The sequence below is a fragment of the Gracilibacillus dipsosauri genome, assembly GCF_003176895.1.
Taxonomy (GTDB): domain Bacteria; phylum Bacillota; class Bacilli; order Bacillales; family Amphibacillaceae; genus Gracilibacillus; species Gracilibacillus dipsosauri.
Genome location: NZ_QGTD01000008.1, coordinates 557,615 through 582,768, shown reverse-complemented (window position 1 = coordinate 582,768; position 25,154 = coordinate 557,615). Strand labels below are relative to the sequence as shown.

Below are 25,154 nucleotides of genomic sequence, written 5' to 3'. Positions count from 1 at the left end.
TTAAAATTCCTCCTCTTTTTGTACTATATATTAAAAGAGGAGGAAATAAAAATGACTAGCTGAAGTCGCTATGTTCCATGGTGAAATCGTCAGCAATAGCTTATGTATGACGCAAAAGCGGAAATGATCCAACTCTTAATTGGACTAAATCCCAGGAAGAAATAATGCCTTTTGGTAGTTCTTGATTACTACCAGTTTCTGTTAGCACGATTGCTTCTAATTTTTGCTGCTTCTTTTCTACATATGATTGAAAAAGACTTTGTACATCAAATATCGTAGAAGAAGTAGAACAAAAAACAACATCTGATATTCTTTCTGTGTGAAAAATATCTTGAATAGAAATATCCTGTAATGTCTGTTTACTGCTTAATAAATGCCGAGCAATCCATTGTAAGATGGCACCTTCTGTTAACAATCCTAAACATTGCTTATCTTCATAAATGGGAAATTGAGAAAATTTCTTTTCTTCGATACAAGCGAGTACCTTGCTTAGTGGTGCATCTACATAAAAAAATTCAACAGGGTGTGAAGCAATACTGCTTGAAGTGGGAGGTGAGAGTAAAACATCAGCTAGTTTTTCGATTTCCCTAACAACCTCCTCATGTGGCTCTGCAATGTAGAAGGATTCCTTTATTTTTCGATGAACCATGGCATTACGCAACTTACTACATTGCTTTAGTAAATCATAATGAGTAGAAATCATTTTATGGTGTGATTTCGCCTTTGCCAATACTTCTGTAAAAGATATGTGATGATTTGGCTCATTTGCATATATACAAAGCTGGTCGTGTATTTGATTAAAGGCTACCTCGAACCTTTCTGATAAATTACGCTTCTCTCTAATTTCTTCCAAAAATACCACCACCTGAATTCAGCAATTAATTGTTTGAAAATTTTAATTATTTATAGTTGAGTTTTTGCTTGTTTTAGTAATAAAATATAGGTTAGAGATTATTTTCCTCTTTGATGAAATCTATTTATATGTATAAGGAGTCTTTTTTATGTCACAATATACCATTACAGTAATCAAAAACGAACAACCAAAGCCAAAACCTGCATCAGACCAACTAATGTTCGGTAAATATTTTACGGATCATATGTTTATCCAGGATTATAGTGAAGAAAGAGGCTGGCATAACCCTCGAATCATTCCGTACGAACCGATCTCATTAGATCCAGCTGCTATGATTTTTCATTATGGACAAACCGTGTTTGAGGGACTAAAAGCTTATAAAACGAAAGAAGGACAGATTCAACTATTTCGACCTGATAAGAACATGGAGCGTCTCAACCGATCGAATGATAGAATGTGTATTCCAGCAATTGATGAAGAATTTGCGATTGATGCGATCAAACACCTCGTTCATATTGACCATGAATGGGTTCCAGATACTCCGGGTACTTCATTGTATATTCGACCTTTTATTATTTCAACAGAGCCTTATTTGGGAGTATCTCCATCTAGTACTTACCAATTTATCGTTATTTTATCCCCAGTTGGTTCATATTATAAGGAAGGTATTAACCCCGTAAAGATTGCTGTGGAGAATGATTACGTTAGAGCAGTAAAAGGCGGTACAGGAGAAGCCAAAACGGCTGGAAATTATGCTTCTAGTTTAAAAGCCCAAGTGATCGGAGAACAAGAAGGATATGCCCAGGTTCTTTGGTTAGACGGTGTGGAGAAGAAATACATTGAAGAAGTAGGAAGCATGAATGTATTTTTCAAAATTAATGGAGAAGTGATTACACCAATGTTAAATGGCAGTATTTTAAATGGTGTAACGCGAAATTCTGTGATTGAATTGTTGAACTATTGGAACATTCCGGTTGTGGAGCGACGAATTACGATGCAGGAGCTCTTTGATAGTTATCAAAAAGGAGAATTAGAAGAAGCATTTGGCTCTGGTACAGCTGCCGTTATTTCTCCAATTGGTGAATTGAACTGGGATGATCAAAAAATGATCATCAATCAAGGGAAAACAGGTGAGATCTCGCGTAAACTTTACGATACATTAACAGGAATTCAGTATGGAACAGAAGAAGATCCATTTAATTGGATAATAAAAGTGAAATAAGACTTGAGATCGTTTGTTAAATTTTCTATAATAAAGAGAAGAATAGATAATGTGATGATTAGAACTAGTAGTTGGAAGATGGTAGTAGAGATTGGAGTTCCTAGGCTGAAAAGCTCCATTACCCGCTCAACCAATGAACCTATTCTATGAACAGTTAAGTCTTACTTAATCGTAGCTCTGCGTTAAAGAGTCAAGTGGATAGTCTTTTGACTGTCAATAAAAGGTGGTACCGCGGAACAACTCTTTTCGTCCTTGTCATACAGGGGAGAAGAGTTTTTTTATTACAGAAAGATAAATACCCGATGGATTATAGTATAAGACACAAAGCCTTTCGCTAAAAGAAGATTGCGAGAAGCTGAGTTTTGCTCATATTATTAAATGTTGAATTGAGGCGTGAATGGGATGGCAAAGCAACGTATTGTAGTAAAAATTGGTAGTAGTTCTTTAACAAATAAAAATGGAGGCCTTAGCTTAAAGAAGATAGATGAGCATACTGCTGCGATCGCAAAGCTAATTGAGCAGCACTATGAGGTTGTCCTTATCTCTTCCGGTGCCGTGTCAGCAGGATTTGGCGACCTAGGTTACCCGACAAGACCTGTTACCATTCAAGGTAAACAGGCTGCAGCTGCAGTTGGTCAAGGGCTTCTCGTTGAGGCATATACAGATGCTTTCAAAAAATATGGCATTGTAGCTGCTCAGCTTCTATTAACGAGAGACGTATTTAGTCATGAAGTTCAGTATAGCAATGTTTACTCCACATTGACTGAATTAATGAAGCGTAATGTTTTGCCAATTATTAATGAGAATGATACGGTTGCTATTGATGAACTAACCTTTGGAGATAACGACATGCTTTCTGCCCTTGTTAGCGGGTTAATTCATGCAGATTTTTTGATCATGTTAACAGATATAAATGGGTTGTATGATAAAAATCCTAAGCTTGATCCAACGGCTGTTCGCTATGATCGTTTAACAGGGATTACAGACCAAATATTACAGCAAACCAAGCATGAGTCTGGAACGAAATTTGGTACTGGTGGAATGAAATCCAAAATACTTGCAGCTAAGACGGCACTGTCTCTTGGCGTCCGGGTCTTTGTAGGTACAGGAACTGGGGAAAATAAGCTACTTGATATACTGGCTAATCGAGGAGACGGAACATATATCGGGGAGCATTTAACCAATAGTATCCGTAAGCAGAAGCAATGGATAGCCTTTCATTCACCAATATCCGGCAAAATTTATGTTGATCAAGGGGCAAGCGAGGCGATTGTACACAATGGCAAAAGCTTGCTGCCTGCTGGTATCAAATGGATTGATGGAGAGTTTGAAGCAGGCTCTGTCGTAGAGGTAATTTTTAATGAACGTGTGATTGCGAAAGGACAGGTTAATTATTCATCGAAAGCTATGATTTTAGCGAAGGGTGAATCTAGCCAGGTAGCGATGGAGATCACGATGGGAAACAAACCAGAAGTAATTCACCGGGACAAAATGGTATTATTAATGGAGGAGGCTTATCAAAATGAGTGATTTAATAAAAAAGGCAAGTCTAGCAAAAGCAACTACTACGAGCTTAGCAACAAGTACAACGAAAGAAAAAAATGAAGCGCTAGAACTATTATCAAAAGCTTTAAGAGACAAAAAAGAGTTTATTATTGCCGAAAATCAAAAAGATATTGAAAGAGGTCGTGCAAATGGTTTACATGAATCTCTCATCGACCGATTAGTGTTGAACGAAAAACGGATCAAGGATATGGCAGATGCATTACTTCAGCTTGTAGAGTTGGAGGATCCAATTGGGAATGTCTTGGAATCATGGAAGAGACCAAACGATTTGGAAATCGAGAAAGTACGGGTTCCAATTGGAGTGGTCGGGATGATATATGAAGCAAGACCGAATGTTACGATTGATGCTGCTAGCCTTTGCTTAAAAACAGGTAATGCCGTTCTATTAAGAGGAAGCTCATCTGCTATCCATTCCAATACGGCACTCGTGAAAGTGATACATGATGCTCTAAGGCAATCCTCCCTACCAAGTGATGCCGTACAGCTCTTAGAGGACACAAGCCGTGAAACAGCCTCTAAGATGTTTAAGTTAAACGAATATTTAGATGTGCTCATCCCACGTGGTGGTAAAAAATTGATTGATACTGTCGTAGCTAATTCTTCCGTTCCAGTACTTGAAACAGGTGCGGGTAACTGTCATCTATTTATTGATGAAACAGCGAGTAAAAAAATGGCGATTGAAATTGCGATTAATGCGAAAACCCAACGTCCTAGTGTATGTAATGCAATCGAAACGATTCTAGTTCAAAAACAATGGGCGAGTCAATATCTGAAAGATTTACTGTTCGCCTTACAAGAAGCCGGAGTAGAGATCCATGGTGACGAAGTAATAGCTGAAAATAATGATACTGTTACTCTAGCAACAGAAGAAGACTATGAAACAGAATATTTAGATAAGATTGTAGCAATGAAAGTAGTGGATACCGTTGAGGATGCCATTGACCATATTAATCGATACGGTACCAACCATTCGGAAGCAATTATCTCAGAAAATAACGAAAATGTAGTAGCATTTATGAATGAGGTAGATGCAGCGGCAGTATACCATAATGCATCTACGAGATTTACAGATGGCTTTGAATTTGGTTTTGGAGCAGAAATCGGTATTAGTACACAAAAGCTTCATGCAAGAGGACCTATGGGCTTAGAAGCATTAACTTCCACTAAATATTTATTACATGGAAATGGGCAAATTAAGTAGAATTTAAAGAACTCATTTGATAACACTATTCAACTATCTTTTATTTTTATATAATAGGTTGGTAGATAAATCTTGGTAAAAAAAGGAGTAGTAACATGGCAAAAACATTAATCTTTGGTCATAAGAATCCAGATACAGATACCATTTGCTCTGCGATTGCTTATGCAGAATTAAAAAAAGCATTAGGGGAACACGTTGAAGCAGTTAGACTAGGAGAAGTGAATAATGAAACGAGCTTCGCGTTAGATTATTTTAACCAAACTGCACCTAGACTTGTAAACACAGTCGCAAATGAAGTCGGTCAAGTTATACTTGTTGATCATAATGAGAGTCAACAGAGTGTGGACGATATTGATCAAGTCAAAGTAATGGAAGTCATTGATCATCATCGAATTGCTAATTTTGAAACGAAGGATCCTTTATACTATCGTGCGGAACCAGTTGGCTGTACAGCCACCATATTAAATAAATTATATAAAGAGAAGAATGTTGAAATTCAAAAGGAAATAGCAGGATTAATGCTCTCTGCTATCATCTCAGATTCTTTACTATTTAAATCACCTACCTGTACAGACGAAGATGTCCAAGCAGCCAAGGAATTGGCAGAGATTGCCGGAGTAGATGCTGAACGCTTTGGATTAGATATGTTAAAAGCAGGAGCGGATCTAAGTGACAAGTCGCCAACCGAGCTTATTTCTTTAGATGCGAAAGAATTTGATATGAATGGGAATAAAGTTGAGATTGCTCAAGTAAATACTGTAGATGTTAACGACGTTATAGCCATTCGAAGTGAAATAGAACCAGTGATTGAACAGACCGTTGCAGATAAAGGATTAAAATTATTTGTATTTGTCATTACCGACATTTTGAACAATGACTCTGTTGTTCTTGCTGTAGGAGAAGAAGAGCAAAAAGTAGCAGAGGCATTCCAGGTTACATTAGAAAATAAAATCGCAAAATTACCTGGTGTCGTATCACGTAAAAAACAAATTGTGCCACCATTAAACCAAGCATTTTAGTTAAAAAAATAGGGAGAAAAACTCCCTATTTTTTTATGTTGGATGAAAGAGTCTTCTAATTTAAAACAGTCTTCGCTGGTCTAGAGTTTCTCCAAGCTTTCTGATATTGCTGTCATAATCGCGCCAATTGCTTGAATCCAATTTCCGATCGTATTCATCATAGTACTATTTGATCCGGCTTTTGAAGCTAGAGCCTGCATGCTATTCCCAATTGCTTGTAATAGGTTACCATAGGCGTTGTAAACCGTACTGATTTGGAATGAATCCTTTAAGCTATCTGAGAAGGAGATCCCGCTCCCTAATGCTTGAAGTAGATTTCCTTTTATGTTTAATCCTTGTTTTAATTGATTGGATACAGGAAATTTCAATGAGCCGATGACGGTTAGATTACCGATCGATTGGATAGCGTTTCCGACATCAGATAGATCCTTTTGAGATAATTTATCTACTGCTAGTGCATTACCGGTAGCTTGCATCGTATTGCCAACAACTTTTAAGTCTTGGGATATAGTTTGTGATAAACCAAAATGAGGGGTGTTGGCAATGGCAGAAAGGATGGTTCCAATTGCTTGAATCCAGCCTCCGAAAAGCTCTTTATCCTCTTTACTCATACTCTTTCCCCTTTTCTAATTGAATTTTTCCGATCTACCTCTTATCTTCTACTATGGTATGTAACCATGAAAAATTAGATTGTACATCTATAATAATCAGAGAAATTTATAAAAAGGGTTGAATATGATAACGCATTCAAATAAGATAGAATTACTACTAGTAAAAACATAAGTAAAATTTTACTTGTGTAGCTTAGGGGGATTAACATGGTCCAAAATATACAAGAAGTAATGCCACATATAGCGTTTGGTGGAGATTACAATCCTGAACAGTGGGACGAAAAAACATGGCTAGAAGATGCTCAATTGATGAAGGAGGCAGGTGTGAATCTTGTCTCTGTTGCGATCTTTAGTTGGTCCGTACTGGAACGAGAAGAAGGTCAATTTGATTTTAGCTGGTTAGACCGTGTTTTAGAAATTTTGCATGAACATGGGATTGGTGTTGCGCTTGCTACAGCTACTGCTTCCCCGCCAGCATGGCTATCAAAAAAATATCCAGAAATTTTAGCCGTGCAAGAGAATGGTGTACCTTATCAAGTTGGGTCAAGACAGCAATATTCTCCGAATAGTAAGCGCTTTAAGCTAGCGATAAGACGATTAGTGGAGGAACTGGCAGAACGATATAAACACCATCCCGCTCTTAAAATGTGGCATATTAACAATGAATATGGGTGTCACCTTTCCGAATGCTATAGTGATGAAAGTCTAGATGCATTCCGTCAATGGCTTAAAAAGCGATATGTATCGATTGATCAATTGAACCAAAAGTGGGGAACTGCCTTCTGGAGTCAACGTTATAACCATTGGGATGAAATTCAATTTCCAGTGAATCTACCAACCTTTTATAATCCTAGTCAAAAGCTAGATTATAAAAGGTTTATGGATGACGCTATTTTTGATCTGTATTTACTAGAAAAAGAAATATTAAGAGAAAAAACTCCTGAAATGCCAGTTTTCACAAATTTTATGTATGAATTTAAACCATTAAATTATTTTAAATGGGCAAAAGAAACGGATTTAGTAACATGGGATTCTTATCCGGATCCTAGGGAGGGTAGACCATTTCGTCATGCCATGCACCATGATTTAATGCGTAGCTTAAAAGATGGTGCACCATTTTACTTAATGGAGCAGGTTACTTCTCATGTGAATTGGAGAGATATTAATTTGACCAAAAAACCAGGTGAAATGCGTCTATGGAGCTATTCTACTGTGGCACGTGGTGGAGATGGTATAATGTACTTCCAATGGCGTCAAGGTAGAACAGGTGCGGAAAAGTTCCATGGTGCAATGGTACCTCATTCCAATAATCCTAAAAGCAGAACATATCAAGAAGTGAAGCAATTAGGTAATGAATTGAAAAAATTAGATGCCTTAGTCGGTGCAGAAGTAAAAGCTAGAGTCGCGATTATTTTCGATTGGGAAAATTGGTGGGCTGTGGAATTGGAAGGAAAGCCACATAATCAATTATCATATTTGAATCAGGTTTATGCCTATTACAAATTTTTCTACGATAATAATATTGCGGTAGATTTTGTAACACCAATGGCCAATCTAAAGAAATATTCGCTAGTCCTAGCTCCAATGCTTTATATGGTGAAGACAGGATATAGAGAGAATCTCGAGCGCTTTGTCGACGATGGCGGCACACTCCTTGTTACGTTTTTTAGTGGTATAGCGGATGAACAGGATCATATCCATTTAGGAGGATATCCTGCACCATTTCGAAAATTGCTCGGGTTGACAGTAGAAGAATTCGCACCAATGGCAATGGAAGAATCCAATAGTATTGTCGCCAATGGTCAACATGCAACAGTAACTACATGGGCAGATATTATTACATTGGAAGGGGCGAAATCTCTAGCTCACTTTAAGGAAAATTGGTATGCTGGAAAGCCAGCTATAACGACCAATAGGTTTGGTCAAGGCACAGCTATTTATATTGGGACAAGTCTTGAGGAGGATTATTTACATCATTTTCTTAAGGGTGTAACCCAACAATTAAAGATAGACGCACCGTTAGAAGCTCCGAAAGGTGTTGAAGTGGTCGAAAGAGTAAAAGGTAACAAGCAATTCCTCTTTTTATTAAACCATCTAGAGGAACCGGTTAATCTATTATTAGATACTGCAAAAACATATCAAAATGGGTTAACAAAGGAAAAAGTAAAGAACGAAATAACGATAAATAAGAAAGATGTGGTCATTTTAGTAACGGATTGAGAGCCTTCTCGTGTAAAATTATTTTCTATTTCCTTTCTTTATGTTAGTATTATTCTAACAATTGAAGTAGGAAGGGTTCGTATTATGAGTACAAAAGTTAATCCAATCCAAGTGAGAGATATCATTATTGCAAATCAAGTATTAAAGGATGTAGTCATCAAAACACCATTACAATTAGACAGTATTTTATCAGAAAAATATCAGTGCAATGTTTATTTAAAGCGAGAGGACTTACAAGTAGTTCGTTCCTTTAAAATTCGTGGTGCATACAATTTAATGCAAGGTTTATCTAAGGAAGAATTAGCAAATGGTGTGGTATGTGCCAGTGCAGGTAATCATGCGCAAGGTGTTGCCTACTCCTGTAAAGCGTTAGGAGTAAAAGGGGTCATTTTTATGCCAAGCACTACGCCTAGACAAAAGGTAAATCGTGTTGAATTCTTTGGTGGGGAATTTGTAGAAATTAGATTAACTGGTGATACATTTGATGATTCCTTCGATGAAGCAATGGCATACTGTAATGAACACAATGCTTCTTTTATTCACCCATTCAATGATACGAGAACCATCACTGGGCAAGGAACGATTGGCTTAGAAATACTCGACAGCATGGAAGAGCCAATCTCCCACGTATTTATGGCTGTAGGTGGTGGGGGATTAATTTCTGGTGTAGGTTCCTACATAAATAGCATTAGTCCTGACACTAAAATTATTGGGGTAGAGCCTGAGGGTGCTGCATCGATGAAGGAAGCACTGAAAAAAGGAGAAGTTGTTAAGCTAAACAAAATTGATAAATTTGTTGATGGGGCAAGTGTGAAACAAGTCGGTGATATCACCTATGACATTGCAAAGGAATTTATCGATGATATTGCCATAATCCCAGAAGGGAAGCTCTGCACGACATTGCTCGACCTATATAATGAAAATGCCATTGTAGCCGAACCAGCTGGTGCTTTACCGATATCAGCACTCGATTATTATAAGGATGAAATAAAAGGAAAGAATGTCGTCTGTATCGTAAGTGGTGGAAATAACGATATCGATCGGATGCAGGAATTTAAGGAAAGATCGATGATATACGAAGGATACAAGCATTATTTTATTGTTAATTTCCCACAAAGAGCGGGTGCTTTGCGAGAATTTATGGAAAAGGTACTTGGAGAAAATGACGATATTACAAGATTTGAATATACGAAAAAAAACAATCGGGATAAAGGCCCTGTGTTAGTTGGCATTGAATTAAACCGTTCAGAGGATTATTATGCTTTATTATCTAGAATGGAGCAAAATGGTTTTACCTATATCGAAATAAACAAGGATGAACAGCTCTTTCATTTACTAATTTGAGGGAAAGGAAGCAGAATTTCTGCTTCCTTCTTACATATAGAGCTAGAGACGTTTCGAGAGGCAAAGGGTGATTGATAATGGAAGGAATCTTCAAAAAGTTAATGGAAGAAACCGAAGAAGAACGCTCGATTTTGAGAGGAAATCAAAGCATCAACAAAGCAATTTATACCAATTTAACCTCCGACTTCGTAATACAGAGCGAGAAGTTCCTAAAAGATGATCTCATCATGATTCGAAAGCATCCAAGATATATTGATTTCCCTAAACATTCCCATGACTATATTGAAATGAATTACGTCTATCATGGCGAATTTTTTCAAAAGGTTGCGGATCAGCCAATTCGACTAAAAAAGGGAGAAATCCTATTGCTTAATCAGCATATTGAGCATGAACTGAAGGCATGCAAGAAAGAAGATATTATTATTAACTTTATCATTCATCCGGCATTCTTTGATTATATTGTAACCAATTTATCTACGGGTTTTATTCAGAACCAGATGCTACAATTTTTAGTAAACAGCATGTTTGATTTTAATCAAAAGGGAGAATTCCTGTATTATCCCGTTTCCGATTCAAATCGAATTCAAGACATTATGAATCAATTGCTGTTGGAAATGATGAACCAATCATTGTTAGCAAAATCAAAGATTAAGTTTCTAATGGGACTCCTCATTATTGAATTGATCGAACAAAAAAAGAACCAAACGGCTACTCCGATCAAAAATGAACAACATTCTTTTTTGAATGATGTATTCCTATACATTGAGGAAAATTATCGAGATGCCAACCTTCAATCATTAGCCACCAAATTTAATCAAAATGTTTATTGGGTAAGTAGACTAATAAAGCAATTGACCAACCAAAATTTTAAAGATCTAGTTCAAGAAAAACGATTATTAGTCACCAAAAACCTACTCTTATACACCGATTTATCTATGCAGGCCATTGCGGAGGAAGTAGGGTATGAAAATGTTAGCTATTTCTATCGAATTTTCAAGCAAAAATATGGCATGACCCCAAGAGCATATAAATTAGAACTAATGAAAACAGAATAACACTATGGTTTTAAAACAACCTTGATGCATTGATCTTCTTTATTTTGAAACATTTGATAGCCTTTTGTGGCATCATCTAATGGGAGCTTATGTGTAATCATTTCGCTAGGATTAATTTTACCATTTACCAATTGTTCATAAATAGTAGACATATATGCCCGAGCATGGGCTTGCCCCATTTTAAGTTGAATATTTCTCGAGAAAAATGCTCCAAGTGGAAAAGCGTTGTAGTTCCCACCATAAACTCCCGTAAGTTGTACCGTTCCACATTTTTTGATTGCCTTGGTTGCTATTTGAATTGGTCCAAGTGTTCCCCCTTGAAGTTTAAATTTTTGCTCCATAAATTCTAATGGTGATTTTTTACCATCCATCCCCACACAATCAATGACTTTATCTGCGCCCCCTTTGGTGATCTCTTTTAGGTATTCTCCCATGTCTTCATATTGGGTGAAATCATAGGTTTCACAGTTATTCCATTTTTTTGCAAACGCGAGTCGGTAGGGGATATAATCCACGGCAATGACTCTTTCTGCTCCCTTTTTCCAAGCAAATTGTTGTGTCATCAGCCCGACAGGCCCACAACCTAATACGATAACGGTATCTCCTGGCTTCACCTCTGCATTTTCGATGCTCCAATAGGCGGTTGGTAAAACATCTGATAGCAGTAGCAGAGATTCATCCTCCACCTCACAGTCCTCTGGTATGATAAATGGAGTATAATTTCCAAAAGGAATACGCAAATACTCTGCTTGTCCCCCAGGATAATTTCCAAACTTCTCAGAATAACCTAAATATCCACCAGAATCATAATGTGGGTTTGCTTCGTCACATTGGCTCTCATGATGATTTTGACAATATGGACATTTTCCGCATGCCATTGTAAAAGGAACAACGACACGATCCCCAACTTTCACCTTCGTTACCTTCGGTCCAATCTCCTCCACGATTCCCATCGGCTCATGACCGATCTGGTAACCAATAGGAAGAGGAAAGTTCCCTTGATATAAATGTAAGTCTGATCCACAAATTGCGGTGGAAGTAATGCGAATAATCACATCTTCTGGATCTTGAATCGTTGGAAATGCTACTTTCTTCACCATTACTGCATATTTTCCTTGGTAAGTTACTGCCTTCATCGATCTCATCTCCTAAACTATTTCATATTGTGTTTAAACTGCTACATTACACGAAAAATATTCATCTATCGGAAAAAATTGCACTTGCAAAAATGGACAATAAATAAATAATTTACGTTATATTATTTTGTTTTCTTATGCTATAACATATAAATTATTAACCGCTTACATAAGGGGAGGGATAATGTGCAAAAATGTAATCTAGCTGTAGATATTGGTGCATCAAGTGGTAGAGTCATAGCAGGCTATTTAGCTAATGGTAAACTAAAGCTTGATGAAATCCACCGTTTTGATAATGGAATGGAAATGAAAAATGGTCATTTGTGCTGGGATATTGATGGCTTATATCAAGAATTGGTTATTGGATTAAGAAAAAGTGTACAAAAAAATTACCAACCGACAACAATTGGTATTGATACTTGGGCAGTAGATTTTGTTCTGTTGGACAAAGAAAAAAATCGTATCACGGATTTCGTCGCTTATCGTGATCATCGCACAGATGGCGTAATGGATGACATTCTTAAAATCCTTGACCGAAGGAAGCTTTATCAACAAACAGGGATTCAATTTCAACCATTTAACACCATTTATCAATTATATGCATTTAAAAAAGAGAACCCTGAGTTAATGGAGAAAGCAAAGCACTTTCTCATGATACCGGATTATTTGAATTATTTACTAACAGGTACGTTATCAAATGAATATACCAATGCAACATCCACGCAGTTGTTATCCGCAAACAGCAAAACATGGAATCAATCAATAGCTGAAGCATTAGATATTCCTCTTGAGTTGTTTTTAGAGCCTAAAATGCCTATGCAAACACTAGGGTATTTAAAGCCAGAGCTCCAAAAAGATATAGGATTCGATGTGAAGGTTGTCTTACCTGGTACGCATGATACGGCTTCTGCTGTTGTTGCTGTACCAAATGATGAGTCGATTTATATTAGTTCAGGAACTTGGTCCTTAATTGGCGTAGAGCATGATACACCGATTACTAGTGAACAAGCGATGAGGTACAATTTTACCAATGAAGGCGGTGTGTATGAAAATATCCGCTTTTTAAAGAACATTATGGGCATGTGGATGATTCAAGAAGTAAAGAAGGAACTAAAAGATCAATACAGCTTTCAAGAATTTGTGGATCTAGCGTATCAATTGAAAGCGTTTGATTCCATTGTCGATGTCAATGACGAACGTTTTTTAAGTCCTAAAAGCATGATTCATTCCATTCAAACATTTTGTCAGGAAACGAATCAAGCCATTCCGCATTCACCTGCTGAACTAGCTGTTTGTATTTTCAATAGTCTTGTTAAAAGCTATCAACAAGCAGTGAAGGAAATCGAGGAAATGACAGGAAAGAAATATGCATCCATTAATATCATTGGTGGTGGAAGTAAAAACCAATATATGAACGAGCAATTAGCTAAAGCAACTGGTAAAGCTGTTTACACAGGTCCGACTGAAGCAACGGCTATTGGAAATCTGATCGCACAAATGCATACTACAGGAGAGATCGATTCCAGAGAAACGTCAAAATTAATGATCAATCGTTCCTTTGAGATTCAAAAATATTTAATACGAGGTGAGAAAAATGAGTATCAGAGATAATTTTAAAAGCGCAAAAAAACAATATGAAAAATGGGGGATTTCCGTAGAAGATGCCTTCGAGAAGGTTAAAAAGGTTCCCGTATCTATCCATTGCTGGCAGGGTGATGATATCGGAGGATTTGAAGTGAATCAACAAGAATTGTCAGGGGGAATTGATGTGACTGGTAATTATCCAGGTAAGGCAACAACTCCTGAGGAATTACGAAGCGATTTAGAAAAAGCCTTGTCCCTGATCCCGGGAAAACATCGGATAAACCTACACGCCATTTATGCAGAAACTGAGGGAGAAGTGGTCGACCGTGACGCTTTAGAACCAAAACATTTTCAAAATTGGGTGGATTGGGCAAAGGAGCATGAACTTGGATTGGATTTCAATCCTACCCTATTCTCTCATCCTATGGCAGAGGATGGTCTAACACTTGCACATCCAGATAAAGAAGTGCGTGATTTTTGGATTAGACATTGTATTCAATCACGAAAGATTGCTGCCTATTTCGGAAAAGAACTCGGTACCCAAGCTTTAACAAATATTTGGATTCCAGATGGTTATAAAGACATTCCAAGTGATCGCTTAACACCAAGACAACGTTTAAAGGATTCTTTAGATGAAATTTTTTCCGTAGAGATCAATGAATCACACAACGTTGATGCCGTAGAGAGCAAGCTTTTTGGTATTGGTTCAGAGGCATATGTAGTTGGTTCCCACGAATTTTATATGGGATATGCCTTGAAAAATAATAAATTATGCTTATTGGATACAGGACATTATCATCCAACAGAAATGGTCTCCAATAAAATATCAGCAATGTTGCTATACAGTGATAAGCTTGCCTTACACGTATCCCGTCCTGTTCGCTGGGATAGTGACCATGTCGTCATATTCGATGATGAGTTAAGAGAAATTGGTCTAGAAATAGTACGAAATAACGCATTGGATAAAGTAATGATTGGCTTAGATTTCTTTGATGCTAGTATTAACCGTGTAGCGGCATGGACAATTGGTACAAGAAATATGATTAAGGCATTACTATATGCAAGTCTTTTACCAAATGAAAAATTAAAAGAACTACAGGAAAAGGGAAATTTCACTGATCGTTTAGCTTTAATGGAAGAGTTTAAAACTTATCCTTTTGGTGCGATTTGGGATTATTACTGTGAGATGCAAGGTGTACCTGTACAAGAAAACTGGTTAGATGAAGTAAAGACATATGAACAATCAGTCTTAGCAAAAAGAGAGGCATAAGATAGACCTCATCTAATTTATTTTTATTTGTTTGTGTTGATTTATCTTTGTTTTATAGTATAATTAAAACAGAAACACATCGAAAACCAAACAAAACAAAGATAAGGGAAGAGGAGGAATTAGATTGGTGCAAAATAAATGGGATGAAACAAAAGCTAACGACTTAAATGGTTTAGAATCATTGGTCTATCGGTCTAACCTGTTAGGTTCTGATCGTTCTGTTGTTAATATTGGTGGTGGAAATACTTCAACGAAGACAATTGAAAAGGATTTTAAAGGTGACGATATCGAAGTAATGTGGGTAAAGGGTAGTGGATCAGACCTTGCCTCCATGAAAGCTGCTAACTTTACTGGTTTAAAGCTAGATGATATCCGACCACTGCTTGAAAGGGATACGATGTCGGATGAAGAGATGGTGGAATATCTTTCCCACTGTATGATCGATGCAAAACACCCAAGATCTTCTATCGAAACACTGTTACATGCTTTTTTACCCTTTAAGCAAGTAGACCATACTCATCCAGATGCGATTATTAGTATCGCTTGCGCAGATAATGGGCAGGAGATTGCAAAGGAAATTTACGGAGACCGTTTTGTATGGGTTCCATATATTCGTCCAGGCTTCCAATTGTCTAAAATGATAGCGGAGGGTGTACAAAATAATCCGAATGCAGAGCTTGTCATAATGGAAAAACACGGGCTTGTGACATGGGGCGAAACATCGAAAGAGAGCTATGATAAAACAATTGCTATTATTAACGAAGCCGAGACATATATTGAAGAACAAAAAGCAGGAAAAAGTTTATTTGGTGGAGCGAAATACGACACTCTAGCAGAAGAAGAGAGAAAAAACATCTTTGCCGAAGTATTACCAGTTATTCGTGGACAAGTGAGTAAAGATAAGAAAATGCTTGCAACCTATACCGATGACGATAAGGTGTTAGAGTTTGTGAACAGTCACGATGCGAAAGAACTGTCTCAAATAGGTGCTGCATGCCCTGATCATTTAGTTCATACAAAACGTGTTCCTCTCTATATTGATTGGAATCCTCAGGTAGAGAATGCTGAAAGCTTAAAAGAAAAAATTAAAGAAGGTTTAGCAGTCTACCAGGAGGAATATGTTGCCTATTTTGAAAGAAATAAAAGTGAAGGTGATCAAATTGTGGAAACCGCACCACGTATCATTTTGATTCCAGGTCTTGGGATGGTGAATACAGGAAAAAGCTGGTCAGCAGCTAATATTAGCGAACAGCTATATCACCGAGCAATTGCTGTAATGAGTGGTGCGACCGTCTTAGGTAATTTTGTTTCATTAAATGAAGAGGAATCTTACTTAATTGAGTACTGGCCATTAGAGCTTTATAAGCTTAGCTTGGCCCCACCAGAGGCAGAATTTTCTCGTCAAGTAGCTTTTGTTACTGGTGGTGCTGGTGGTATCGGTACAGCAACGGCTTATCGTTTATTAGAGGAAGGGGCACATGTTGTTGTAGCAGATATTAATTTAGAAGGTGCCCAAGAGCTTGTGAAAAATGTAAACAGCCAGTATGGGGAAAATCGTGCATTTGCGGTGAAGATGGATGTAACAAAAGAAGAGGAAGTTCAAAAAGGTATTCGTGATTCGATCCTTCAATATGGTGGTTTAGATATTCTTGTAAACAATGCAGGTCTGGCAAGCTCCAGTCCATTCGAAGAAACGACGATGGATCAATGGAACTTGAATATAAATGTTCTAGTCACTGGTTATTTCTTAGTGGCAAGAGAAGTGTTTAAGTTAATGAAGAACCAAGAAATAGGCGGGAATATGGTCTTTATTGGATCCAAAAATTCCATTTATGCAGGAAAAAATGCAGCAGCATACAGCACGGCAAAGGCTGCAGAAGTTCACTTAGCGAGAACAGTAGCTGCAGATGGTGGAGCATTGGGCATCCGTGTTAATTCCGTATTACCTGATGCTGTCATTCGTGGTTCTAAAATCTGGGATTCTTCGTGGAAGAAAGAGCGTGCTTCCTCTTATGGAATTGGCACAGATGACTTGGAAGAACACTATCGCAAACGAACAATTCTAAATGTAAATATTTTACCAGAGGATATCGCAGAATCTGTTGCATTCTTAGCATCATCCAAGGCAGCAAAAACTACTGGATGTATGGTCACTGTTGATGGCGGAGTTGCTGCAGCATTTACGAGATAATATTGGTGAAGTTTTGGTAGGATAAACTCTTTCATAAGGGTTTATCCTTTCTACTATATCAGATAAAAGAATGATAGAATAGAAAGATAAGATTATGGATTGGTATCATCTAAAAGGGGCGTTGAAAATGAAGGTATCCTTTTTTATTACATGCCTAGGAGACATTTTTTATGTGAATGCAGGCAAAGCAGCTGTTGAGTTATTAGAAAGGCTTGGATGTGAGATTGATTTTCCAAGAGCGCAGACTTGCTGTGGCCAGCCGGCATACAATAGTGGCTATCGGAAAGAAACGATAGAGGTGGCAAAGCATCTAATTGAGACCTTTGATCATTCAGAGTATGTAGTGGGGATTTCGGGGTCTTGTGTTTACATGATACATGAATATGTTCATTTATTTGAAGATGGATCCGAATGGCAAAAACGAGCGATCGATTTAAAGAATAAAACCTATGAATTCACCCAATTTATCGTCGATGTATTGGGTATTGAAGACGTGGGGGCAAGCTATCAAGCTGTTGCAACCTATCACACTTCTTGTCATATGACTAGATTGTTAGGCGTCAAGGAAGCTCCCTTTAAATTATTGAGTAATGTAAAAGGATTGAAATTAGTAGATTTACCGAATCGTCAGGATTGCTGTGGATTCGGAGGTACTTTTTCCGTAAAGATGTCGAACATTTCAGAGCAAATGGTTGATGAAAAAGTTTCCCATATTCAAGAGACGGAGGCTGACCTTTTACTAGGTGCTGATGGAAGCTGTCTCATGAATATAGGCGGTCGTTTGACACGGAAAGGTATCCCAGTAAAAGTAAAACATATTGCCGAAATCTTAAACAGCAGAGGTGAAGCATAATGCCTATGCATATAGGAGAAAAGGATTTTAAAGCAAGGGTATCAAAAGGTTTACAAGATGATTTTATGCGAGGTGCTGTTCGGTCTGCACAAGGAAGATTACAAAATAACCGAGCTAACGCTGCAGAAGAATTAGGTGATTGGGAAGAGTGGAGAACACTTGGACAGCAAATTCGTCAGCATACTGTCGAACATTTAGACTATTATTTACATCAATTAAGTGAGAAGGTTGCAGAGCTAGGTGGACACGTTTTCTTCGCAGAGACTGGCGAAGAAGCAAATGCGTATATACAGCAGGTTGCCAAAGATAAAAACGCCAAAAAAATCGCCAAATCAAAATCAATGGTGACAGAAGAAATTTCCATGAATGATGCGTTAGAAGATATAGGGTGTGAAGTGATTGAAACAGATTTAGGTGAGTATATTTTACAAATTGACGACCATGATCCACCTTCTCATATCGTCGCACCAGCACTGCATAAAAATAAAGAGCAAATCAGAGATGTATTTCACGAACGATTAGGCTATGCTAAAACAGAACAACCAGAAGAGCTTGCATTATTTGCGCGGGAGAAATTAAGAGAAGAATTTTTGTCAGCAGATATAGGAATAACCGGCTGTAACTTTGCTGTAGCAGAATCTGGTTCCTTTGCTCTCGTTACTAATGAAGGAAATGCTAGAATGGTTTCCACCTTGCCAAAAACGCAAATAACCGTAATGGGGATGGAACGTATTGTTCCAGGCTGGGAAGAACTAGATATTGTCGTGAGTCTACTCACTCGAGCAGCGGTAGGTCAAAAGCTAACGAGTTATATTACAGCACTGACAGGGCCGAAACAAATTGGAGAAGCAGATGGACCAGAGGAGTTTCATCTCGTTATCGTTGACAATGGCAGATCTAGAATATTAGGAACAGAATTCCAAGAAGCACTGCATTGTATCCGTTGTGCAGCTTGTATTAACGTTTGTCCTGTTTATCGTCATGTTGGTGGTCATGCCTATGGATCGATTTATCCTGGACCGATTGGAGCCGTTCTATCTCCTCTGTTATCAGACTATGATGAATACAAAGAATTGCCTTATGCTTCCTCTTTATGTGGAGCCTGTACAGAAGTTTGTCCAGTTAAAATTCCGCTACATGAACAACTGATCATGCACCGACGTAAAATCGTCGAAGATGAGAAAAAATCAACGCTTTCGGAACGTCTTGCAATGAAAGGGTTTGAGCAAATCGTTCAATCCGCTAATTTATATCGAACAGCAACAAAGATGGCACCATTCTTAACGACGCCATTTTCAAAGAATAATGTCATTTCGAAGGGACCAGGTCCATTGCGATATTGGACCGATGCTAGAGATTTACCCCAACCAACACAAGAAAGATTTCGTGATTGGTTTAAGCAGCGAAGTGAACGAGGTGATAGTGAATGAGCAAGGGTACGATAACGAATAGAGGAAAGTTTTTGAAGAATATTAGAGGTAAAATTGGTGGCATTTCTCCCGATAAGCCAGTAGAAAAACCAGACTGGACGGTAAATCCACAAAGAAGGGTAATGAAAGATTTTGATCAGGACCAATTAGTCGAGGTATTAGACAAACAATGTCACCATATTCATACTGACTTTTTTTTGACTAATAGTGAATCCTTACAGGAAACACTTGATCAAGTGCTAGCATCGTATCAAACAAGATCGATTGTCTATTCTTCTGACAATCGTTTTCATACGTATCAGCTTCCTGAATTTTTCAAGAATTTTGCTAAAAAACCAGAACATGAAGTGTTTAAATGGAATGATGAAAATAGCGAGGAGTCCATTTCATTTTCGGAGCGTGCAGATGTGGGGATTACCTTTAGTGACATAACATTGGCGGAATCTGGTACCATTGTTTTATTTAATAGGAAAGGACAAGGACGTTCGGTGAGTCTATTGCCAAGAGATTATATTGCGATTGTCCCTAAATCAACCATCGTCCCTAGGATGACGCAGGCAACTGATTATGTACATCAACAAGTTGAGAAGGGTGAGGAGATTTCTTCCTGTATTAATTTCATCACAGGACCGAGTAACAGCGCAGATATTGAAATGAATCTTGTTGTTGGTGTTCATGGACCGATACGAGCTGCTTATATTGTCGTTGAGGATAAGTAAGAGAAAAGCGAAGAAGACATAACTAAATAGGAATAAGAAAAATCCATGCAAATTTCTGACAGATCGCAGTTTCACAAGATAAAGACCATTATGAGAGCGCGGCTCTTGTATTTTGGTCTTTATTCGTATGATAAAGACCATTATGAGAGCACGGCTCTTGTATTTTGGCCTTTATTCGTATGATAAAGACCATTATGAGAGCACGTCTCTTGCATTTTGGCCTTTATACCTTTTATAAAGACCATTTTGAGAACTAGACTTTCAGTGTTTTGTCTTTATTCGCTCTTCAAAAGACGAAAGCTCCCGTGGAAAACAGTATGAGTAGTTAACAAATCGTTGCACCTGACTGAAAAATTTTACTTGAGCAGATATTGACTGATGCCCTATGGATAAAGCAATGTATTTTGACAGAGCGGTTTCCGTGCTTAATATTCGGATTTTACTTCTTTCCTACACGTTTGTTCAAGCCCTATTTCTTTTAGCGAAAATGAGCATGTTTATTGTGAAGATTCTAAATATCTTGGTATGATAAAGCGTAGAAGTTGGGAGGACTTGCAGGATGAAAATTTATCAAAATATGACAGAGTTAATTGGTCAAACACCAATGGTAAAGCTTAATAAAATGGTTCCAGATAATATAGCAGAAGTATATGTTAAATTAGAGATGTTTAACCCATCAAGAAGTGTAAAGGACCGTGCCGCATACAACATGATAGTAGAAGCAGAAAAAGCGGGATTATTATCTGAAAATGCTACGATCATTGAGCCAACAAGCGGCAACACAGGTATTGGTCTAGCGATGACAGCAGCAGCAAAAGGATATCAGGCAATACTCGTTATGCCTGATAATATGACGAAAGAAAGAATAAACATTCTCAAAGCATTTGGTGCTCAGGTAGTTCTAACGCCTAGTGAAGAGAAAATGCCTGGTGCCATTAAGAGAGCAAAAGAATTATTAGAGCAAATTCCTAATAGCTTTATGCCACAACAATTTGAAAATCATGCCAATCCTGATATCCATCGAAAGACTACCGCTTTAGAAATCCTCGACCAAATGGAGGGCCAGTTTGACGGTTTTGTTGCTACTGCAGGAACAGGTGGCACGATCACCGGAACAGGGGAAACCTTGAAGGAAAAACTACCGAATATACATGTAGCTGTAGCTGAGCCCAAAGGTTCACCTGTATTATCCGGAGGAAAACCAGGAAAACATAAATTAGTCGGAACAAGTCCAGGATTTATACCAGAAATATTGAATACTTCTGTTTATGATGAGATTATTCAAGTTAGTGACGAAGATGCATTACAAACCTTTAAGAAGCTAGCAAAAGAAGAGGGGATATTTGTAGGACCATCTGCAGGAGCTGCTGTATTCGCTGCGATGCAAGTAGCTCAAAAATTAGGGAAAGGTAAAAAAGTCGTCTGTATCGCCCCAGACACTGGTGAAAGATACTTAAGTATGAATTTAATATAAGGATTCGTAGTACAGACAAAGTAGTCTGTACTATTTTTTTAGCAATTCTTTATAGGCATAGAGCACATTTCTTTTCAGACATTCTATTAGTTTTCCTTATACAACCTTTTCTCATTATTAAAAGTCAACTAGTAATAGAAGAAAAATTGGAGAAATGTACTATTTATCCTGCTCATGCATAAAATAGGAATTAGCAAATGGAAAAATTAGGGGATGGGATATTTTACATTTCTTCTTTGGTGGAAAGGTTGTGAATAATTTGGAGAAAGAAGCATTAGGTTTTTCAATCCTTATAGGTATTCTCCTCCTATTCATATTATATGTTTACATCCAGAGCTGGAGAAGTTTCCGTAATAAAGAGGATAACCGATTCAATGAAAACCTCTATCAATATCGAAAAACACTTTATTTTTTATTTGTATTATGTCTAGGAATTCTATGGATCGTTCAAATTCTATCAATTAAAGATTGGCAGACACTATTAATCCTTGCTGTAATAGTTGTTTTTATCGATATATCGGTATTTTCTACACCTACCATTAAAAAAATCTGGAGAACAGAATTTCAAGCCTTCGACCCATTAAAAAGCTATATACAAGAAAATAGTTTGTTAGAAGAAAGACAGAAGGATAAGTTAAATTATTTTTCGCAATTGATTCAAATTGCTCCTTTAATCAAATCAGATATTGACAGTAGAGACTTAGAATTCTCAGAAGCATTAAGCATCTTTTTGAGCTATTATGCGGAAGCCTTTGGTCTACGTATTCATTTATATCAAGTGGAAGCAAATCGACAAAACGAAGAGCAGCCATATGAAACGATTGACCTGTTCATTGAAACCATACAAATCATTAAACAAACTCATACATTAGATTGGAGTACCATGCCAGATAACCTAGTGAAACCTGATGAAACCGCTTCAAGTGAAACGATAGTTATTGAAACCTTATGGAATGGGGATATTGTAGCATTAGATCGAGAAGAGAAGCATGGGAAAGGAATGGCTCACCTATGTCCGGTATTTGTTGGTGAGGATGAGATATTTCTTCTATTTATCGAGGAGCATCATCAAAGAGTGTATGAAATGGACGCCTTGTTTTTAACGAATCTAGCTTGTTTGTTTTGTTTTTTTGAAAAACAAAATGAATAAAGAGGTAATATTTGATGTGATTCCTCCGTAAAATGATGAAGAGTATTTTAAAACGAGAAAATAAACAGTGGCGGAGGAGGAATTTTGTGATTCAGACAGTAATGGAATTTAGGCCCCAAAAAAATCAAGAAAAGGAACAAATAACACAGAAATCGAATACATTATTACCAACACCAATACGTGATATTTTACATCATAGAAAATCACCGATTACAAAATTATCAGAGTCATCTAAGACTAGGTATACGAAAGATTTGGAAGAATTAAGGAAAAAGGCTTTAAAGCAATTGTAATCTGAGTGCCTTGCTTCCATAGATGACTTTATGAATATGAATTAAATGGTAGGTGATGGATGAGGAGAGATGGTAATTAATGTCAGAAGAAAAGAAAAAAAGCCCCTATCTCATCAAAACAAGTAATATCCAGAAAGTTACTCAATGGAAAGGGAAGTCTCGTGAGGAGAAAAGACATCAGGATATGTTAAGTAAAATAAAAAAACTACAAAAGAACAATCAATCTTTTTCTTAGGCTATAGGTTTATTGATTAGGCAATTATATTTTATTCTTTAAAAAGTAGGTCTCTATCTCCGGCTATTATAAAGCTAGCTAAATAGAGATCTATTTTATTTTTTATGGTGATAATAAAGCTACGACTATCACCAATTGGGTGATAGTCGTTGGATAGTTAGGCATTAATACTGGAAGATTAACCTATCAACATTCAGTAAGCAGATGTAGAATAGAGGGTATCCAGACGAAGACATCGTGATTACTACCAAGGTAGCGCTTCAGATTAATACGGGCCATAAGGTCCATACGGGCCATATGGTGGATAAGGTGTTGGTCCATAATATGGCGGATATGGTGGATATGCATAAGGATATGGTCTTGGCGGGCCATCAATTAATTCTCCACCTAAAAAGCCCAATCCAAAGCCTAATAATCCAGCACCTAACGGTCCAAACCCTGGTCCTGGTCCAAAAAATCGTTGATCATGTTCAGGATAGTGATAACCTTGATGAAGAGGTTCTTGAAATCCATGTGGATGCATGATGGATGCTCCTTTCCTAAGCAATTATCGTACTGATAGTAGCCTATGCTTAAAGGAGAAATGTGAAAGGGATATTCACCCAGATTTTAAGAAAATTTTAGGCTATTTCCTAAAATTACTTTTCCATGTAAAATAGAACTAGTAGAGTATACAAATCAAAATATGATTGTCGATTACGTTTGTAAGCAGATGTTTTTCGGTGATTTATGGTTGATATGCATGCGTTAAATTAGAAAGGATGAGATTGATGTTTCTGAAAACAAAAGAAGAAATCAATTGGAAAGATGATTCATTACATGAAGATTGTCCAAGCTTAACACCATATTTCTTAAAAGACAAACGAAAGGCTCCAATTATTGTAGTTATTCCTGGAGGTGGGTATGGACATCGTGCTTATCATGAAGGGGTGCCGGTAGCAGAATGGTTAAATAAAAACGGCTATCACGCCTATGTTTTACGGTATAATGTAGCCCCTATAAAAGATCAAGAAGTCATCTATAAGTCCAAATATGCGATCCAATATGCACGTTACTATGCGGAATCGAAAGGAATCAAAGGGCAAAAGTTAGGAGTTCTAGGCTTTTCTGCAGGAGGACATTTAGCCGCAATGATAAGTAATGACTTTGATGAGGCAAAAGAAGATAGTAATGATCCAGTTTTACGATATACATCAAGACCTGATTTTCATCTACTCTGCTATCCAGTTATTTCGATGGGGGATTATACACATGAAGGAAGTAAGAATAATCTATTAGGAGAAAATCCTGAGGAAGCATTAGTACTTAATCACTCTTGTGAAAGGTTGGTAACCTCTCAAACCTCACCAGCGTTTATTTGGTCTACTGCAAATGATCAAGCAGTTCCAGTGATGAACAGTTTATTATATGCGCAAGCACTCCAAGAGCATCAGATAGAATATGATCTACATATTTATCAAGATGGAAGACATGGCCTTGGTTTAGCGGATGATCAATTCCATACAATAAATTGGAAAGAAGAATGTATTAGTTGGCTTGATACATACATAAAACCATCATAAATAGTCAACAGGAAGGAGTTATTTGCATGACAAAAGTAAAAATGCTTGTCCAAACCACTTACAAAAACGAATTGCTGAGGGAAGGGAAAGTGTACGATATTCCTGATGACACAGCAAAACGTTGGATTATTAGTAAAATTGCACAAAAATATGAAGAGAAATAAGT

The 25,154-nt window shown here is 37.4% G+C and carries 23 protein-coding genes and 1 other annotated feature; of the genes, 19 read left to right on the top strand and 4 right to left on the bottom strand.

The features are described from left to right. Positions 1-100: 100 nt before the first annotated feature. Complete coding sequence (locus DLJ74_RS09955) at positions 101-862, bottom strand: CBS domain-containing protein (RefSeq protein ID WP_425454578.1); 762 nt, start codon at positions 860-862, stop codon at positions 101-103. Between the two features lie 139 nt (positions 863-1,001). On the opposite strand from DLJ74_RS09955, the gene DLJ74_RS09950 reads away from it, so the two are divergent. From DLJ74_RS09950 to DLJ74_RS09935, 4 genes are all read left to right on the top strand, one after another. Further along, complete coding sequence (locus DLJ74_RS09950; RefSeq protein ID WP_109984339.1) at positions 1,002-2,075, top strand: branched-chain amino acid aminotransferase; 1,074 nt, start codon at positions 1,002-1,004, stop codon at positions 2,073-2,075. Positions 2,076-2,120: 45 nt separating this feature from the next. Next, positions 2,121-2,332, top strand: a binding site (T-box leader). 145 nt (positions 2,333-2,477) lie between these two features. Beyond that, the gene (gene proB / locus DLJ74_RS09945) at positions 2,478-3,605 is read left to right on the top strand and encodes a glutamate 5-kinase (protein ID WP_109984338.1); all 1,128 of its coding nucleotides are present in this window, start codon (positions 2,478-2,480) and stop codon (positions 3,603-3,605) included. Continuing rightward, a complete protein-coding gene (locus DLJ74_RS09940; RefSeq protein ID WP_109984337.1) occupies positions 3,598-4,842 on the top strand; it encodes a glutamate-5-semialdehyde dehydrogenase in 1,245 nt (414 codons plus the stop codon). Before proB ends, DLJ74_RS09940 begins: the two co-directional genes overlap by 8 nt. A 95-nt stretch (positions 4,843-4,937) precedes the next feature. After that, complete coding sequence (locus DLJ74_RS09935; protein WP_109984336.1) at positions 4,938-5,861, top strand: manganese-dependent inorganic pyrophosphatase; 924 nt, start codon at positions 4,938-4,940, stop codon at positions 5,859-5,861. 80 nt (positions 5,862-5,941) lie between these two features. Here the strand turns inward: DLJ74_RS09935 and DLJ74_RS09930 are convergent, their stop codons facing one another. Further along, positions 5,942-6,472, bottom strand: coding sequence for a DUF6944 family repetitive protein (locus DLJ74_RS09930; RefSeq protein ID WP_109984335.1), 531 nt, complete (start codon positions 6,470-6,472; stop codon positions 5,942-5,944). A 207-nt stretch (positions 6,473-6,679) separates the two neighbouring features. Here DLJ74_RS09930 and DLJ74_RS09925 point away from each other — a divergent pair, with 207 nt between their 5' ends. From DLJ74_RS09925 to DLJ74_RS09915, 3 genes are all read left to right on the top strand, one after another. Next, the gene (locus DLJ74_RS09925) at positions 6,680-8,692 is read left to right on the top strand and encodes a beta-galactosidase (RefSeq protein WP_109984334.1); all 2,013 of its coding nucleotides are present in this window, start codon (positions 6,680-6,682) and stop codon (positions 8,690-8,692) included. Between the two features lie 84 nt (positions 8,693-8,776). Further along, positions 8,777-10,036 carry a threonine ammonia-lyase IlvA gene (gene ilvA / locus DLJ74_RS09920; RefSeq protein WP_109984333.1) on the top strand — a complete coding sequence of 420 codons (1,260 nt, stop codon included), beginning with the start codon at positions 8,777-8,779 and terminating at the stop codon, positions 10,034-10,036. Between the two features lie 77 nt (positions 10,037-10,113). Further along, entirely contained in the window at positions 10,114-11,091 is a 978-nt protein-coding gene (locus tag DLJ74_RS09915; protein WP_054859420.1) for an AraC family transcriptional regulator, read from the top strand. A gap of 2 nt (positions 11,092-11,093) precedes the next feature. Here the strand turns inward: DLJ74_RS09915 and DLJ74_RS09910 are convergent, their stop codons facing one another. Then, positions 11,094-12,227 (bottom strand): zinc-dependent alcohol dehydrogenase, encoded by a 1,134-nt coding sequence (locus DLJ74_RS09910; RefSeq protein WP_109984332.1) that lies wholly within the window; start codon positions 12,225-12,227, stop codon positions 11,094-11,096. 186 nt (positions 12,228-12,413) lie between these two features. Here DLJ74_RS09910 and rhaB point away from each other — a divergent pair, with 186 nt between their 5' ends. From rhaB to DLJ74_RS20440, 10 genes are all read left to right on the top strand, one after another. Further along, entirely contained in the window at positions 12,414-13,838 is a 1,425-nt protein-coding gene (gene rhaB / locus DLJ74_RS09905) for a rhamnulokinase (protein ID WP_109984331.1), read from the top strand. After that, positions 13,822-15,081, top strand: a complete 1,260-nt coding sequence (rhaA, locus tag DLJ74_RS09900; RefSeq protein WP_054788449.1) for an L-rhamnose isomerase — start codon at positions 13,822-13,824, stop codon at positions 15,079-15,081. The genes rhaB and rhaA overlap by 17 nt, the downstream gene beginning before the upstream one ends. A 124-nt stretch (positions 15,082-15,205) precedes the next feature. Then, positions 15,206-17,272, top strand: coding sequence for a bifunctional aldolase/short-chain dehydrogenase (locus tag DLJ74_RS09895; RefSeq protein WP_109984330.1), 2,067 nt, complete (start codon positions 15,206-15,208; stop codon positions 17,270-17,272). 127 nt (positions 17,273-17,399) lie between these two features. Continuing rightward, complete coding sequence (locus DLJ74_RS09890; RefSeq protein ID WP_109984329.1) at positions 17,400-18,125, top strand: (Fe-S)-binding protein; 726 nt, start codon at positions 17,400-17,402, stop codon at positions 18,123-18,125. After that, positions 18,125-19,555, top strand: coding sequence for a LutB/LldF family L-lactate oxidation iron-sulfur protein (locus DLJ74_RS09885; RefSeq protein WP_109984328.1), 1,431 nt, complete (start codon positions 18,125-18,127; stop codon positions 19,553-19,555). Before DLJ74_RS09890 ends, DLJ74_RS09885 begins: the two co-directional genes overlap by 1 nt. After that, positions 19,552-20,274, top strand: coding sequence for a LutC/YkgG family protein (locus tag DLJ74_RS09880; RefSeq protein WP_109984327.1), 723 nt, complete (start codon positions 19,552-19,554; stop codon positions 20,272-20,274). Before DLJ74_RS09885 ends, DLJ74_RS09880 begins: the two co-directional genes overlap by 4 nt. Before the next feature lie 559 nt (positions 20,275-20,833). After that, positions 20,834-21,748 carry a cysteine synthase A gene (gene cysK, locus DLJ74_RS09875; protein ID WP_109984326.1) on the top strand — a complete coding sequence of 305 codons (915 nt, stop codon included), beginning with the start codon at positions 20,834-20,836 and terminating at the stop codon, positions 21,746-21,748. A gap of 250 nt (positions 21,749-21,998) precedes the next feature. Further along, complete coding sequence (locus DLJ74_RS09870; protein WP_245902309.1) at positions 21,999-22,898, top strand: type II toxin-antitoxin system SpoIISA family toxin; 900 nt, start codon at positions 21,999-22,001, stop codon at positions 22,896-22,898. An 86-nt stretch (positions 22,899-22,984) separates the two neighbouring features. Next, complete coding sequence (locus DLJ74_RS09865; RefSeq protein ID WP_109984325.1) at positions 22,985-23,191, top strand: hypothetical protein; 207 nt, start codon at positions 22,985-22,987, stop codon at positions 23,189-23,191. 79 nt (positions 23,192-23,270) lie between these two features. Further along, complete coding sequence (locus DLJ74_RS20440) at positions 23,271-23,426, top strand: hypothetical protein (RefSeq protein ID WP_181397494.1); 156 nt, start codon at positions 23,271-23,273, stop codon at positions 23,424-23,426. Between the two features lie 265 nt (positions 23,427-23,691). Here DLJ74_RS20440 and DLJ74_RS09860 read toward each other — a convergent pair whose 3' ends face one another. Then, a complete protein-coding gene (locus tag DLJ74_RS09860) occupies positions 23,692-23,949 on the bottom strand; it encodes a hypothetical protein (protein WP_054788450.1) in 258 nt (85 codons plus the stop codon). Between the two features lie 247 nt (positions 23,950-24,196). Between DLJ74_RS09860 and DLJ74_RS09855 the strand changes: the two genes are divergently transcribed. Together DLJ74_RS09855 and DLJ74_RS20435 are read left to right on the top strand one after the other, a co-directional pair. After that, positions 24,197-24,988: an alpha/beta hydrolase gene (locus DLJ74_RS09855; RefSeq protein ID WP_054788451.1), complete on the top strand. Its 792-nt coding sequence runs from the start codon at positions 24,197-24,199 to the stop codon at positions 24,986-24,988. 26 nt (positions 24,989-25,014) lie between these two features. Next, entirely contained in the window at positions 25,015-25,152 is a 138-nt protein-coding gene (locus DLJ74_RS20435; RefSeq protein WP_181397492.1) for a hypothetical protein, read from the top strand. Positions 25,153-25,154: the final 2 nt, after the last annotated feature.